General features: G+C 70.3%; 15 protein-coding genes and 1 pseudogene. 14 read left to right on the top strand and 2 right to left on the bottom strand.

What is annotated here, in order from left to right:
• Nucleotides 1-99: 99 nt before the first annotated feature.
• Complete coding sequence (locus AB0F77_RS20400; protein WP_361950186.1) at nt 100-792, bottom strand: GntR family transcriptional regulator; 693 nt, start codon at nt 790-792, stop codon at nt 100-102.
• Nucleotides 793-944: 152 nt separating this feature from the next.
• Between AB0F77_RS20400 and AB0F77_RS20395 the strand changes: the two genes are divergently transcribed.
• The 6 genes from AB0F77_RS20395 to AB0F77_RS20370 all read left to right on the top strand — a co-directional run bounded on the left by AB0F77_RS20395 (nt 945) and on the right by AB0F77_RS20370 (nt 7,173).
• The gene (locus AB0F77_RS20395) at nt 945-2,117 is read left to right on the top strand and encodes a 4-oxalomesaconate tautomerase (RefSeq protein WP_361950183.1); all 1,173 of its coding nucleotides are present in this window, start codon (nt 945-947) and stop codon (nt 2,115-2,117) included.
• The gene (locus tag AB0F77_RS20390; RefSeq protein ID WP_361950180.1) at nt 2,114-3,139 is read left to right on the top strand and encodes an amidohydrolase family protein; all 1,026 of its coding nucleotides are present in this window, start codon (nt 2,114-2,116) and stop codon (nt 3,137-3,139) included. The genes AB0F77_RS20395 and AB0F77_RS20390 overlap by 4 nt, the downstream gene beginning before the upstream one ends.
• A 20-nt stretch (nt 3,140-3,159) precedes the next feature.
• Nucleotides 3,160-3,864: a 4-carboxy-4-hydroxy-2-oxoadipate aldolase/oxaloacetate decarboxylase gene (ligK, locus tag AB0F77_RS20385; protein ID WP_361950178.1), complete on the top strand. Its 705-nt coding sequence runs from the start codon at nt 3,160-3,162 to the stop codon at nt 3,862-3,864.
• Nucleotides 3,861-4,781 carry an amidohydrolase family protein gene (locus AB0F77_RS20380; protein ID WP_361950175.1) on the top strand — a complete coding sequence of 307 codons (921 nt, stop codon included), beginning with the start codon at nt 3,861-3,863 and terminating at the stop codon, nt 4,779-4,781. The genes ligK and AB0F77_RS20380 overlap by 4 nt, the downstream gene beginning before the upstream one ends.
• A 37-nt stretch (nt 4,782-4,818) precedes the next feature.
• Nucleotides 4,819-6,171: an MFS transporter gene (locus AB0F77_RS20375; RefSeq protein WP_361950172.1), complete on the top strand. Its 1,353-nt coding sequence runs from the start codon at nt 4,819-4,821 to the stop codon at nt 6,169-6,171.
• Between the two features lie 267 nt (nt 6,172-6,438).
• A complete protein-coding gene (locus AB0F77_RS20370; protein WP_361950169.1) occupies nt 6,439-7,173 on the top strand; it encodes an alpha/beta hydrolase in 735 nt (244 codons plus the stop codon).
• A gap of 202 nt (nt 7,174-7,375) precedes the next feature.
• Here AB0F77_RS20370 and AB0F77_RS20365 read toward each other — a convergent pair whose 3' ends face one another.
• Complete coding sequence (locus AB0F77_RS20365; protein WP_361950166.1) at nt 7,376-8,200, bottom strand: MerR family transcriptional regulator; 825 nt, start codon at nt 8,198-8,200, stop codon at nt 7,376-7,378.
• 132 nt (nt 8,201-8,332) lie between these two features.
• Between AB0F77_RS20365 and AB0F77_RS20360 the strand changes: the two genes are divergently transcribed.
• From AB0F77_RS20360 to AB0F77_RS20325, 8 genes and pseudogenes are all read left to right on the top strand, one after another.
• Nucleotides 8,333-8,716, top strand: a complete 384-nt coding sequence (locus tag AB0F77_RS20360; protein ID WP_361950163.1) for a nuclear transport factor 2 family protein — start codon at nt 8,333-8,335, stop codon at nt 8,714-8,716.
• Nucleotides 8,713-9,657 (top strand): alpha/beta hydrolase, encoded by a 945-nt coding sequence (locus AB0F77_RS20355; protein WP_361950160.1) that lies wholly within the window; start codon nt 8,713-8,715, stop codon nt 9,655-9,657. Before AB0F77_RS20360 ends, AB0F77_RS20355 begins: the two co-directional genes overlap by 4 nt.
• Nucleotides 9,658-10,090: 433 nt before the next feature.
• The gene (locus AB0F77_RS20350; protein ID WP_361950157.1) at nt 10,091-10,918 is read left to right on the top strand and encodes an alpha/beta hydrolase; all 828 of its coding nucleotides are present in this window, start codon (nt 10,091-10,093) and stop codon (nt 10,916-10,918) included.
• Entirely contained in the window at nt 10,911-11,522 is a 612-nt protein-coding gene (locus tag AB0F77_RS20345) for a TetR/AcrR family transcriptional regulator (RefSeq protein ID WP_361950154.1), read from the top strand. Before AB0F77_RS20350 ends, AB0F77_RS20345 begins: the two co-directional genes overlap by 8 nt.
• The gene (locus AB0F77_RS20340; RefSeq protein ID WP_361950151.1) at nt 11,519-11,887 is read left to right on the top strand and encodes a hypothetical protein; all 369 of its coding nucleotides are present in this window, start codon (nt 11,519-11,521) and stop codon (nt 11,885-11,887) included. The genes AB0F77_RS20345 and AB0F77_RS20340 overlap by 4 nt, the downstream gene beginning before the upstream one ends.
• Before the next feature lie 166 nt (nt 11,888-12,053).
• Nucleotides 12,054-12,632, top strand: coding sequence for a hypothetical protein (locus tag AB0F77_RS20335; protein ID WP_361950148.1), 579 nt, complete (start codon nt 12,054-12,056; stop codon nt 12,630-12,632).
• A 38-nt stretch (nt 12,633-12,670) separates the two neighbouring features.
• The gene (locus tag AB0F77_RS20330) at nt 12,671-13,414 is read left to right on the top strand and encodes a YcnI family protein (protein ID WP_361950145.1); all 744 of its coding nucleotides are present in this window, start codon (nt 12,671-12,673) and stop codon (nt 13,412-13,414) included.
• A gap of 225 nt (nt 13,415-13,639) precedes the next feature.
• Nucleotides 13,640-13,732: pseudogene (locus AB0F77_RS20325) on the top strand (heavy metal-associated domain-containing protein); the annotation flags it as partial.
• Between the last annotated feature and the right edge of the window lie 50 nt (nt 13,733-13,782).

The following is a 13,782-nucleotide window of genomic DNA, read 5'->3' as shown; positions in this document are numbered from 1 at the left end:
CACCGTGTTCCTCGGCAACAGCAGCCCCGCAGAGATCGAACCAGCATGTTGGTTCTCTGCGAGCCCTCGCGGAATCGCCGTCGCTGCCTTCGGGGTGGTTCAGGCGCGGGCCGAGAGCGTTGCGAACCTCGTCGGCTCGGTGGTGGGCGTGGCTCGCAGCTCCTCGATGACGCTGTCGAGGTGGGTGCGGGCCGCGGCCTCCGCGGCGGGTCCGTCGCCGGTGACGATCGCCTCGATGATCGCGAGGTGCTGCGGCAGCGACTTGGCGGGGCGGCCGGGGCGCAGGGCGAGGCGGAACTGGTAGCGGACCATCTGGCCCTTGAGCCGGTCGAGCAGTCCGCCCGCGACCTTCTGGCCGCTCATCTCGGCGATACGGGCGTGGAGTTCGCGGTTGAGCGCGGAGTAGGTGTTGAGGTCGCCGCCCGCGACAGCCTCCCGCATGAGGGCGCCGATCTCGCGCAGGCCCTCGCGCTGCTCTGCCGAGGCGTGCTGGGCGGCGCGGCGGGCGCACAGGCCTTCGAGGGCGCCGCGGCACTCGGTGATCTGGATGGCCTCCTCGACGGAGACCACGCGGACGCGGGCGCCACGGCGCGGCACCAGTTCGACGAGACCCTCGGCCGCGAGGTCCTGAAGTGCCTCGCGGACGCAGTTGCGGGTCGCATGGAGGTTCTCGGACAGCTCCTGCTCGACCAGGCGCTGGCCCGGCACGAGGTCGCCCGCGGAGAGCGCCCGGCGGATCGCCGTACTCACGAGGAGGCGCCCCTCCTGACCGGTCACCCGGTTGTTCGCCACGCGTCGTCCTCCCCGCTCCGGGCCCGTCCATCGGGCTGCACGTCATCGCAGTCTATCCATACTTCGACTACGACGACTATTTCGTCGTAGCTATTGTCAACAATTTCATCGATGGTTATGTTGACGGCCGACACCAGTGAAAGAGGAGAGCAATGACGCAGCCCACGACGGCCGGCCCCACGGCCGTGTCCGAGCCGCCGCCACCGGGCGGGCAGGCCGCGATCCCCTGCTGGTTCCTGCGTGGCGGCACCTCGCGCGGCCCCTTCTTCCGCGCCGCCGACCTGCCCGCGGACACCGCGGACCGTGACACGGTCCTGCTGGGCGTGATGGGCTCCCCCGACGTGCGCCAGATCGACGGGCTCGGCGGGGCGCACCCGCTCACCAGCAAGGCCGGGATCGTGGACCGCAGCACACGTGAAGGCGTGGATCTGGAATTCCTGTTCTGCCAGCTCCAGCCCGACAGCGACCTCGTGGACACCACGCCCAACTGCGGCAACATGCTCGCCGCCGTCGTCCCGTTCGCCGTCGAGTCCGGGCTGCTCGAGCCCTCCGGCGACGAGACCACGGCCCGCGTGCTCACACTGAACACCGGGCTGAGCGCCGAGATCACCATCAGGACTCCGCTCGGCCCGGACGGCCGCCGCTTCGTCGCGTACGGGGGCGACGCCAGGATCGACGGCGTCCCCGGCACCGCGGCGCCCGTCACCATCAACTTCCTCGACACCGCGGGCTCGGTCTGCGAGTCGCTGCTGCCCACCGGGCACGTGCGGGACCGCGTCGAGGTCGCGGGCGTCGGCCCCGTCGACGTGACCTGCGTCGACAACGGCCAGCCCCTGGTGATCGTGGCCGCCGCCGACCTGGGCCGCACCGGCTACGAGACCGCGGCGGAACTCAACGCCGACGCCGAACTCAGGGCCCGCGTCGAGGACCTGCGGCTGACCTGCGGGAAGCTCATGGGACTCGGGGACGTGACCGCGAAGAACTACCCCAAGATGACGCTCGTCGCCCCACCCGCGCACGGCGGCACCCTGAGCACCCGCAGCTTCATCCCGCGCGTGTGCCACGAGTCCATCGGCGTGCTGGCCGCCGTCACCGCGGCCACCGCCTGCGTACTCGAAGGGAGCGTCGCCCACGCGATCGCCGGTGTGGAGGCGGCGCCGGGCGCCGACGTCACGGTCTCCGTCGAGCACCCGTCCGGCGAGTTCAGCGTGGCGCTGGGCCTCGACCCCGACGACCCGCAGCGGGTCACCAAGTCCGCTTTGCTGCGCACCGCCCGTCTGATCATGGCGGGTGCCGCCATGGTCCCCGAGAAGGAACAGCGATGATCCTCGACTGCCACGGCCACTACACCACCGCACCGCCCGCGCTCGGCGGCTGGCGGGAGCGGCAGATCGCCGGGCTCACCGACCCCTCGGCCGTGCCGGACCCCGCCGACCTGCACATCAGCGACGACGACATCCGCGAGAGCATCGAGCGGAACCAGCTGCGGATGATGGACGAGCGCGGCATCGACGTCACGCTGTTCTCGCCCCGCGCCTCCTTCATGGCGCACCACATCGGCGACTTCGGCACCTCCTCCCGCTGGGCCGCCATCTGCAACGAACTGTGCGCCCGCGTCGCCGCCCTCTACCCGGAGCGCTTCGTGCCCGCCGCGATGCTCCCCCAGTCGCCCGGCGTCGACCCGGCCACCTCGGTGCCCGAGCTCGAACGGTGTGTGAGGGAGTACGGCGCGGTCGCCGTCAACCTGAACCCGGACCCGTCGGGCGGGCACTGGACGGCGCCGCCGCTGACCGACCGGTCCTGGTACCCGCTGTACGAGAAGCTCGTGGAGTACGACCTGCCGGCGATGGTGCACGTCAGCACCAGCGTCAACCCGGCCTTCCACACCACGGGCGCGCACTACCTCAACGCCGACACGACCGTCTTCATGCAGCTCGTCCAGGGCGACCTGTTCAAGGACTTCCCCACGCTGCGCCTGGTGATCCCGCACGGCGGCGGAGCCGTCCCGTACCACTGGGGCCGCTTCCGCGGACTCGCGATGGCGCTCAAGAAGCCGGAGCTGGAGGAGCACGTGCTCGGCAACGTCTTCTTCGACACCTGCGTGTACCACCAGCCCGGCATCAACCTGCTGCTGGAGGTCGTGCCCCGCCGCAACATCCTCTTCGCCTCCGAGATGATCGGCGCCATCCGGGACATCGACCCCTGCTCGGGCCACTACTTCGACGACACCCGCCGCTACGTCGAGTCGGCAGGGCTCAGCGACACGGCCCTGGCCGAGATCCAGGAACACAACGTCCGCGCCGTCTACCCGCGTCTCGACGCCCTGCTCAGGCAGCAGGGGCGTTGACGCAGAGGGAGCACACCACCATGTACGAACTGGGAGTCGTCCACCAGGACATCAGCCGCGCCTCCCGCACCGACGTCGACGCGCTCGCCCCGCTCGGCGTCAGCACCGTCCACGAGGCGATGGGCCGCACCGGCCTGATGCGCCCCTACATCCGGCCCGTCTACCACGGCGCCGCCTTCTGCGGGACCGCCGTGACCGTGCTGCTCCAGCCCGGGGACAACTGGATGCTGCACGTCGCCGTCGAGCAGGTCGGGCCGGGCGACGTGCTCGTGGCCGCCTGCACCACGGAGAACGAGGACGGCTTCTTCGGCGAGCTGCTCGCCACCTCGGCCCGCGCCAGGGGCGCCGTCGGCCTGGTCATCGACGGCGGCTGCCGGGACGTGGCCGCGCTGGAGAAGATGGACTTCCCCGTCTTCAGCCGCGCCGTCAACGCGAAGGGCACCGTCAAGGCCACCCTCGGCTCCGTCAACATCCCCGTCGTCTGCGCGGGCGCCCTGGTGCGCCCCGGGGACGTCGTCGCCGCCGACGCGGACGGCGTCGTCGTGGTGCCGGCCGAACGGGCCGCCGAGGTCGCGGCCGCCGGACGCAAGCGGGAGGAGAACGAGGAGGGCAAGCGGCAGCGGTTCGCCGCGGGCGAACTCGGACTCGACATGTACGGCATGCGCGAGCCCCTGCGGGCCGCGGGACTGCGCTACGTCGGCGGCGAGCAGGGAGAACAGGCATGAGCGACTCGTTCACCAAGACACCCGGCTGGCTCGACTGGTACCGGAACCCGTCCACCCCCGCCTTCGCCCTGCCCGAGGGCACCGTCGACGCGCACTGCCACATCTTCGGGCCGGGCGCCCGGTTCCCGTACGCGCCCGAGCGCAAGTACACGCCGTGCGACGCCGGCAAGGACGATCTGTTCGCGCTCCGCGACCACCTCGGCGTCAGCCGCAACGTCATCGTGCAGGCCACCTGTCACGGCACCGACAACAGCGCCATGGTCGACGCCGTGCGGGCGTCCGGCGGCCGGGCGCGCGGCATCGCGACCGTACGGCCCGACATCACCGACGCCGAGCTGGCGGAGCTGGACGCGGCAGGCGTGCGCGGGGTGCGGTTCAACTTCCTGAAACGCCTGGTCAACGCCGCACCCAAGGACGACCTCAAGGCGATCGCCGAGCGCATCGCGCCGCTCGGCTGGCATGTGGTCATCTACTTCGAGAGCGAGGACCTCACCGACCTCGAAAGCTTCTTCACCGCTCTGCCCACCCCGCTCGTCGTGGACCACATGGGCCGCCCCGACGTGACCAAGTCCGTGGACGGGCCCGACTTCACGCGGTTCCTGCGGTTCGTGGAGCGCGGCGACGTGTGGGTCAAGGTGACCTGCCCCGAACGGCTCACCGTCACCGGCCGCCCCGCCCTCGACGGGGAGCGCGAGCCCTATTCCGACGTGGTGCCCTTCGGCCGAAAGGTCGTCGAGGAATTCCCGGACTCCGTCCTGTGGGGCACCGACTGGCCACACCCGAACCTCACGGACCACATGCCGGACGACGGACTGCTGGTCGACTACGTGCCCCGGGTGGCCGTAACCTCCACGCTGCGGCAGAAGCTGCTCGTGAACAATCCGATGCGGCTCTACTGGCCGGGCGAAAACGCCTGAGCCCCTTCCACGCCCACACCGAAAAAAGGGGCTCCCCATGCACTCCAACGCGAAGAACCGGCTCGACCGGCTGCCGATCTCCAGATTCCACAAGACAACCCTGATAGCGGTGTCCTTCGCCTACTTCTTCGAGTTCGCGGACATCAACAGTTTCGCGGTGACGGCACCCCGGCTGATCAAGCTCTGGGGTATCACCGTGAGCCAGGTGGCGTACGTCACCTCACTGTCGTTCGTCGGCATGTTCCTCGGGTCCATCGTCGCGAGCTGGATGGCCGACAGGTGGGGCCGCAGGACGGCCCTCAACATCACCACCGGCTTCTTCAGCGTCTTCTCGCTGGCCTCGGCGTTCTCCTGGGACATCGTCTCCCTCGGCGTCTTCCGGGCACTGACCTCGACGGGCCTGTCCGCGATGACCGTGGTCGCCGTGATCTACGTCAGCGAACTCTTCCCCTCCGCACTGCGCGGAAAGTTCCAGGCGTACGCGATCGTCATCGGCATCTGCGGCACACCCGTCACCAACTTCGTCGCGAGCGCCGTCGTCCCGATCAACGACTGGTCATGGCGGCTCGTGTACCTGTGGGGCGCGCTCGGCATCGTCTACCTCTTCTTCGCACGGCACCTCAAGGAATCCCCCCGCTGGTACGAGAGCAGGGGCGAGCACGCCAAGGCCGACGCGATCCTGACGGAACTCGAAACACGGATCACCGCGGAGAAGGGCCCGCTGCCGCTGCCCGCGCCGCCCACGGAACCGCCGGTCCTGAAGAAGGCGCCGCTGCGCATCCTGCTCCAGAAGAAGTACCTCCTGCCGACCCTGCTGCTGACCGTGCTCTGGGTCACTCAGACCATCGGATTCTTCGGCTATTCCAGCTGGGCCCCGACACTCCTGGCGAAAGAGGGCTTCAGCGTCGAGAAGTCCGTCTTCTACGTGGCGCTCAGCACCGTCGGCGCACCACTCGGCTCGTACATCGCCGCCCTCGTCACCGACCGGTTCGAGCGCAAGTGGTGCCTGGTGGCCTTCGGCACGATCATCGCCGTGTGCGGCCTGCTGTACGGGCTGACGTTCAACCCGGCCCTGATCATCGTCTTCGGCTTCCTCGTGAACCTGTTCGAGCGCGGCTACACCGCACTCGGGTACGCATACTCGCCCGAACTGTTCGACACCCACGGCCGATCGCTCGGCACCGGCATCTCGTACGGCCTCGGCCGACTCTCCAACGCCGCGGGGCCATTGATCATCGCGGGCCTGTACAACGGTACGGGCTACAAGAGCGTCTTCTTCTTCATCGCGGGCACCTGGCTGCTGGGCGCCATCGTCCTCGCCGTCTTCGGCCCCAGAACAAAACAGACCGGATTCACGCCCACCCGGCAGAAGGACGCGGTCAGCGCCTGAGTACGAGGCACGGCCGCCCGGGCAGGCGACACGCATCTGCTCCGACGCCGTGGTGTCCGGACGCCGTGGTGTCCGGACACGGAGCCTCCGCGAAAACCCGTTGGCGGAACCACGGCAGCCGCTGCTAGGTTCCCGGAGACCGTGCAGGAGAGTGAGGAGGTGGTACCCGTGAACGCACTATCGACATGGGTGCTCCCCTCAGGGGTCACGGTCGGACGCTAGGTCGTCCGGGAGCGCCGTTCAATGGCACTCCCGAAAGGCACGACCATGCGATTCACTTCCGAACAGCGCCTCGACGACGCTGTCCTCGAGCGCGAATTCACCCTCGGTGAGATCCCCGGCATCCTGTGGACACCCGCATCCGCGTCCGCACCGGTGCCGCTGATCCTGCTCAGCCCCCCGCCTCTCGGGCTGCGCAAGACCTATCCCCGGCTGGTGGGCCGGGCCCGGCACTCCGCGGCGGAGGGCTTCGCCACGGCCGCCATCGAGCTCCCCGGCAGCGGCGACCGGCCCCGTTGGCCCGCCGCCGAGCAGGCCCGCGCCGACCTGCGCCGGGCGATGGAGGCCGGCGAGCCGGTCAGCGACGAGATCATCGACGCCCTCGTCCTCCCGCTCGTCGAAAGGGCGGTCCCGGAATGGCAGGCCGCCCTGGACGCCCTTCTCTTGCTGCCCGAGATCGGCGGACCGGTCGGATACTCGGGGGGAGTGATCTCCATCGGCATCCGGTTGGCGGTGGTCGAGCCGCGCATCTCGGCCGCCGTGCTGTTCGCCGGGAGTCTCGTCCCCCGCGCCATGTTCGAGGAGGCCCGCCAGGTCACCATTCCTCTGCACGTCCTGCTGCAGTGGGACGACGAAGGGAACGACCGGCAAGCGGCCCTGGATCTGTTCGACGCCTTCGGCTCCAAGGAGAAGACACTGCACGCCAATATGGGCGGGCACACCGGCGTCCCGCAGTTCGCGGGGGACGCCGCGGCCCAGTTCTTCACCCGACACCTGAAGTGACACCGGGCCATCAGGCCACCAGCAGGCGGTAGAAGCCGGCCGTGCGGGGGTGTGCGCCTTGCTCTCCCGCGCGGTGGGCAGCACCTCCTCGTACGGCGGACACGCTCGCACCCGGGTGCTGAGAGATCGAGGTCTGGGGCGCGAGTGATCCTTCTGATCGTGCTGCCGCCGCGGTGACGGCCGTTTCTGCGATCACGGAGTGCTAGGGGGTGGCGCCGGTGGCGAAGACGGGCCAGCCGATCTCGGTGCGCCAGCGCGACCGATCAGCGGTGTGGTGCCGGTTGATCGGGTAGAACTCGTGGATGGGCCCCTCCACAGCCAGGGCGTGCCTGCTCACGTAGTCCGCGAGGGCTCCGTATGCGCGGTCGATGCCGCTCTCGGGGCCTTCGTGGGCGATCACGGCCAGTTCGACCGACGGCAGTTCGACGAGCTGAACGCGACCTGCGGGACGCAGGGGCGCCTTGATCGGGATGTAGACGGTGGCCTGGCCGTGTTCCACCGTGAACAGCCCATCCGTATAGATGGCGCCCGCGGCATCGACGGGGTCGATGTGCTGACTGTCGAGTACGGCGTAGAGCTCACCGAGCGCGCCGTGGTACCAGGCGCTGACGTCGGCAGTCGTGACGTCTCCGCCGACTGCGGCAGCGTGGCGGGCGGGTATGCGCCGGTGCTCGATCGAGGTGCTGACCTGGGGGCGCTCGAGCAGATCGCGGAGCGAGGCCACCGCGCTCTGGGTGTGCGCGAGTTCGCGTTCAAGGCGGCGTAGGTGACGGGCGATCAGTTCATTGCGCGCGATGAGGTCGTCGGTGTGCAGCACATCCCGGATGTCACCCAGTGGCATGCCGAGGTCGCGGAAGCGGTGGATGATCTGCGCGGTGGGAATCTGCTCCAGCCCATAGCGTCGGTAGCCCGACGCCGCATCGATCTGGACCGGCTTGAGCAGCCCTTGGTCGTGATAGTGGCGAAGCGCCTTGACGCTCAGGTGGGTGGCACGGGCGAAGTCCCCGATCGACAGGAGCTCGGACATGTTCCTCAGTGTGGACCCTCCGGTAAGGGGAGAGTCCAGCGTCGATTGCGGCTTGACCCTCCCTTCGCGGCATCAACGAACGTCGACATCGCTCCCGGAAGAACCGGAGGGCGAGACGAGAGGAGAGCCGGAATGGCCACTACGGAGATTCCCCTGGACGGCGTCGTCGCGGAGCACGTGCGCGCCATCAATTCGTTCGACACCGACGCGGTGATGGCCACCTTCGCCGAGGACGCCTACGTGAACGACAACCGGCGCGAGATCCGCGGCGCCGAGGCCGTGCGCCGCTGGGTGGAGAAGGAGATGGTCGGCGACCACGTGACCATCGATCCGGTCGAGGTGCTCGACCACTACGGCGACGTGATCGTGCGCGGCCGATACGACGGCGACTACGACAAGACGAACCTGCCGGACGAGCTCATCATGAGCACCTACCTCTCGATCCGCGACGGCAAGATCGTCTCACTGACCGTGATCTTCAACCAGCCGTCCGAATACGACGAGGCCGCCGCGTGAGCACTCGCCTGGACCCGGAGGTCGCAGCCGCCCTGCAGCGCCTGGCGGCCACAGGTCCCGCGCCGGTGGTGGCGCGCGGCGACTGGCGAACCCTGCGCACCAACGGCAACCAGGCTCAGCGCGGCATGGCCGCGCTGACTCCGGCCGTAGCGGGCGTCGGCCACACCTTCTACGAGGTACGGACCGCCGATGGGGCAGCTCTCGAGTTGCGCTGGTATCAGCGCGAAGGGGAACAGCCGGGCTCCGCGGCCGTCTACGCGCACGGCGGTGGTCAGGTGCTCGGCACGCTCGACGCCTACGACGGCCTGCTGGACTGGTATACCTGCCACAGCGGCGTCCCCATGCTGTCGGTCGCTTACCGCCTCGCCCCGGAATCGAACGGGACCACCCTGTCCGAGGACGTCTTCGCGGCCCTGTCCTGGCTCCACGAACACGCCGAGGAACTCGGTGTCGACCCGGAACGCATCGCCGTCATGGGCGACAGCGGCGGTGGCGCGCCGACTGCCGGCGCGGCGATCCTCGCCCGCGACCGCGGGCTGAAGATCGCGCGACAGATCCTCATCTACCCGATGCTCGATGACCGCAATGTCGAGCCGGACCCGCAACTGGTCCCGTACGCGACGTGGGACTACGACGCGAACTGGACCGGATGGACCGCCGTGCTGGGTGAGGGGCGCGGCAGCGACGAGGTGCCGGCGATCGCCGCGCCGGCGCGGCTGCACGACGCGAGCGGCCTCGCTCCGGCCTACATCGAGGTCGGCGATCTCGACATCTTCCGAGACGAGGACATCGCCTATGCCGCCACACTTGCCCGCGCCGGCGTCCCCGTCGAACTGCACGTGCACCCGGGCTGCCCACACGGATTCGAGCGCTTCGCCCCGGACGCCGACGTGACCCGAAGAGCACTCGCCGATCGCGTTCGCGTGCTCAGCAGCCTGTGACCGGACTCCCGCCCAACCGGGCCCGGAGTGCGACTCCGGACCCGGGCGGGCGCGGGCCCGGACCACGACGGCGGGACGGCCGGGCGGGCGCGGGGCCGAGGGGGCGGCGCGGACGGCGGGCGCGCGAGGTCCGGCGGGCGAGCACGGCTCGGCGGGCCGCGGCGCCCCCGGGCTGACGCGGATCGCACAGCGGGGCCCCTGAGCAGTCCGGGCGATGACGTACACGGGCAGGTGGTGGTCGCCGCGCGTCCAGTGCGGTCCAGGGCGTGTCGTGGCGCTGGGCGTAAGTAGCCCGCTGTCTCCCGCCCTCGGCGCCGTACGGCTCCCGTCCCACGGGCCCCGCCATGGATCCTCGCACACCGGCCTTGACGCGCTTCGGCTAATGCAAGTAGCTTTTTAGCTATCCAGATTAGCTACGGCTGCGGAGGTCGACATGACTGAGTTCCTGAACGTGGAAGGCGGCACCCTCGCCTACGAGGTGACCGGCTCCGGGCCGCTGATGGTGCTCGCGCACGGGATCGGCCAGAGCCGCGACGCCTACCGGTTCATGGTCCCGGAGCTGGTGGCCGCCGGTTACCGCGTCGCGGCCGTGGACCTGCGAGGCAGCGGCGAGTCGACCGCGACATGGCCGTCGTACACCCGCACCGACATCGCCGGCGACCTCATCGCACTGATCGAGCACCTCGGCGGTCCCGCGGTGCTGGTCGGCCACTCGATCTCCGGCGGTGCCGCGACGATCGCCGCTGCCAAGGCGCCGACACTCGTGAGCGCCGTCGTCGAACTGGCGCCGTTCACCCGCAAGGTGGAGTACTCGCTGAGCGCCCTGGGCGTGTCCCGCTACCGCAAGGGCGCGACGGCGATCTCGGCCGTCGCGATGCTCGGCAGCCACAAGCAGTGGCGGAAATACCTGGAGATCGCGACCCCGGAGCCGCGCCCGGCGGACTGGACCGCGAGCCTCGAACGCACCGACGCTATGCTGCACGAGCCGGGCCGGATGAAGGCCCTGCAGAAGCAGATGAACAGCGCCGCCGACGCCGGTGCCCAACTCGGCAACGTGCACTGCCCGGTCCTGGTCGTCATGGGCACCCTCGATCCCGACTGGGGTGACCCGAAGGCCGAGGGCGAGGCCATCGTGGCCGCGCTGCCCAAGGGCGTCGGCCGGCTCGAGATGCTCCCGGGGGCGGGCCACTACCCGCAGGTCCAGTTCCCCTCCGCAGTGGTCGGCCTGGTGCGCTCGTTCCTGGAGACGGCCCGTGCCTAGGGCCGGACTCGACCGGGCCACGGTCATCGCGGCCGCGTCGGAACTCGCCGACGAGGTCGGCTTCGCCGGCCTGACCATGGGCCTGCTGGCCGAGCGGGTCGGCGTGCGGACACCGTCGCTGTACAAGCACGTCGATTCGCTGGACGCCCTCCAGCGGGGCATCGGCCTCCAGGCCGTCCGCGACATCAGTGCCGTCCTGACCCGGGCCGCCGTCGGCCGGTCCGGTCCGGACGCGGTCCGCGCGATCGCCGAGACGTACCGGAAGTGGGCCCTCGACCACCCCGGCAGATACGCCGCCAGCATCCGCGCCCCGCACCCCGAAGACCAGGAGTACCAGGCCGCGGCCCACGAAGCGGTGCGGATCCTGTTCGACGCGGTCGCCGGCTTCGGGCTGACCGACGTGCGCGCCATCGACGCGGTCCGGGCCCTGCGCACCGTCGTCCACGGCTTCGTCGGCCTCGAAAGCGACGATGCCTTCCAGATGGAGCGCGACCGGGCCGACAGCTACCGGTTCGTCGTCGACACGCTCATCAACGGCATGCGGGCCGAGGCCGCCACCGGTGGGCCCGGCACCGCGCCGCTCCCTGCCGGGGAGGGATCATGAGCCAGGCCGCCGACTCCCCGAACCGCGTCAACGCCGCTTCCGGGCTGCGGTTCCTGACCGAACTGATCGGCTGGACGGCCACCCCATGGGCGCTGCACCGGGTCGGCTGGGCGGTCGCGATCGCCGCGCTGGTCCTGCTGATCGGACTGCCGGCCGTCGTCGGGACCCCCGGAGACCGCCCCTTCGACCCGCCGGTGGCGATCCCCGGCACGGTGATGCTCCTGCTCGTGCTGCTCGAAGCGGCCGCCGCGGCGGTGGCGCCGTGGTTCGCGTGGCCCACGTGGGCGGCGGTGCTCGCAACCGCGCTGGCCGCGACGTCGGTCGTGCTCGAACAGCCCCGCTGGCGCTGGCTGTTGCGCCACTAGATCACTGCCCGGAGGGCCTCCCCCACCAGACGGCGACGGGGCATGGCGAGAGGGCTCCTTCGACGACTGTCCACGGTCACGAAGAGGGGTTGGGGCGGGACGAGTTGGTGGTTCTCTTACCCGGGCGGGGGCGGCGATCCGTCGGCCGCGTGGCAGCATCGGGGGCGTGAGCGCGTCCCCGGCGGTACGGAGCCTGCGCGCGGCGGTGTTCGCCGCGCTGTGCGTCCTGTTGGGTGCCGGGGGCCACACGCTGGCGACCGGTATGGCACCGCCGGTGTGGACTCAGGTCATGGCGTTCGTGCCGATCTGCGGGGCCGGGTATCTGCTGGCGGGCCGGGAGCGGTCGCTCGCGGCCATCGGTGGCGGGACGCTCACCGCGCAGGGCGGACTGCACCTCGTGTTCGATGCCGTCCGGCCGCACGCCAGGATGGTCATGCACGGCATGCGTATGTCCTCGACCCATGCCCTGATTCCGCACGCCACCGCCGCTCATGTCGGTGCGGCACTCGTGCTGACCTGGTGGTTGCGGCGAGGGGAGGCGGCGCTGTGGTTGTTGCTGCGCCGGGTCGCCGCACTGGTGCCGGGTCTGTTGGCCTGGTGGCTGGTGAGCGGTGGGCGCCCACTCGTGCCGGACGACGGGACGGCCGTACGACCTCGTGGTGCGGAACCGTGGCCGGTGCGGCGCGTTCTCCTGCGGTACATGGTGCAGCGGCGCGGGCCTCCTGGGACTCGGTACCCGATCTGACCCCCGCACACCTTTTCCCTTACGGAGATCGACCCACCATGTCCCGAGTACGCACCACACTGCGCCGCGCCGGCGCCGTCACCGCTCTGGCCGCGGCCGGAACCCTCGCCGCCGCGGGCATCGCCTCCGCGCACGTCACGGTCCATCCGGACAGCTACGCCAAGGGTGCCACGGACGGCGTGGTGACCTTCCGGGTCCCCAACGAGGAGGACAGCGCGTCCACGACCAAGGTGCAGGTCTTCCTGCCCACCGACCACCCCGTCCTCGGTGTGCTCGTCTCCCCGCGCGACGGCTGGACCGCCAAGGTCACGGACACGAAGCTGAAGACACCGGTCAAGACGGACGACGGCACCATCACCGACGCGGTGTCCGAGATCACCTGGACCGGCGGCAGGATCGACCCCGGGCACTACGAGGACTTCGACGTGGCCTTCGGGCAACTGCCCGAGAACACGGACCAGCTCACCTTCAAGACCCTGCAGACGTACTCCGACGGCAAGACCGTCCGCTGGATCGAGGAGGCACAGGGTGAGGAGGAGCCGGAGAACCCGGCACCGGTCCTCAAACTCACGGCCCAGGACGCGCAGGAGCAGGGTGGCGGTGCTTCGGCCGCATCGTCGGCGCCCGGGAAGAGCTCCGAGACCTCCGGCTCGGCCGTGTCCGCCGACGACTCGACGGCCCGTGGGCTCGGTGTCGCCGGCTTGATCGTGGGTGTGCTGGGTCTGGCCGCGGCGGCTTTCGCCATCGTGCGCAGCCGCTCCGGCGGTTCCCGGACCGAGTGAGCCGGTGTGCCCTGCCGACGGTGCGTCGTCGGCAGGGCACCTGTCCGTCGAGCGGCCGTCCTTCATTGCCGCGGGGTACTGACCGTGTCCGGTGGCGGTACGACCGTCCGTACGTCCAGTGTGTTCATGAAGGCCGGGCATGGCGGGGATGGGGCACGGGGGTGGTGAGTGGCGGTGACGGAATCGACGACGAGCCTCGTGGTCACGGACATCACCGTTGGCGGGATGACCTGCGCGGCCTGCGTCAGGCGGGTGGAGAAGAAGCTCTCGACGCTGGAGGGCGTCACGGCCGCGGTCAACCTGGCCACGGGGCTCGCGTCGCCGCGTGCAGCGTGACACTGGCGGGTCTGACCACCTGGGTCGGCGCA

The organism is Streptomyces sp. NPDC026672, from assembly GCF_040638185.1.
GTDB lineage: Bacteria > Actinomycetota > Actinomycetes > Streptomycetales > Streptomycetaceae > Streptomyces.
This window is presented reverse-complemented; position numbering and strand designations above follow the sequence as displayed.

What these genes read in the sequence shown, in the direction of transcription:
- AB0F77_RS20395 (WP_361950183.1), top strand. Translation starts at nt 945, where the DNA reads ATGACGCAGCCCACGACGGCCGGCCCCACGGCCGTGTCCGAGCCGCCG.
- AB0F77_RS20390 (WP_361950180.1), top strand. Translation starts at nt 2,114, where the DNA reads ATGATCCTCGACTGCCACGGCCACTACACCACCGCACCGCCCGCGCTC.
- ligK (WP_361950178.1), top strand. Translation starts at nt 3,160, where the DNA reads ATGTACGAACTGGGAGTCGTCCACCAGGACATCAGCCGCGCCTCCCGC.
- AB0F77_RS20380 (WP_361950175.1), top strand. Translation starts at nt 3,861, where the DNA reads ATGAGCGACTCGTTCACCAAGACACCCGGCTGGCTCGACTGGTACCGG.
- AB0F77_RS20375 (WP_361950172.1), top strand. Translation starts at nt 4,819, where the DNA reads ATGCACTCCAACGCGAAGAACCGGCTCGACCGGCTGCCGATCTCCAGA.
- AB0F77_RS20370 (WP_361950169.1), top strand. Translation starts at nt 6,439, where the DNA reads ATGCGATTCACTTCCGAACAGCGCCTCGACGACGCTGTCCTCGAGCGC.
- AB0F77_RS20365 (WP_361950166.1), bottom strand. Translation starts at nt 8,200, where the DNA reads ATGTCCGAGCTCCTGTCGATCGGGGACTTCGCCCGTGCCACCCACCTG.
- AB0F77_RS20360 (WP_361950163.1), top strand. Translation starts at nt 8,333, where the DNA reads ATGGCCACTACGGAGATTCCCCTGGACGGCGTCGTCGCGGAGCACGTG.
- AB0F77_RS20350 (WP_361950157.1), top strand. Translation starts at nt 10,091, where the DNA reads ATGACTGAGTTCCTGAACGTGGAAGGCGGCACCCTCGCCTACGAGGTG.
- AB0F77_RS20340 (WP_361950151.1), top strand. Translation starts at nt 11,519, where the DNA reads ATGAGCCAGGCCGCCGACTCCCCGAACCGCGTCAACGCCGCTTCCGGG.
- AB0F77_RS20330 (WP_361950145.1), top strand. Translation starts at nt 12,671, where the DNA reads ATGTCCCGAGTACGCACCACACTGCGCCGCGCCGGCGCCGTCACCGCT.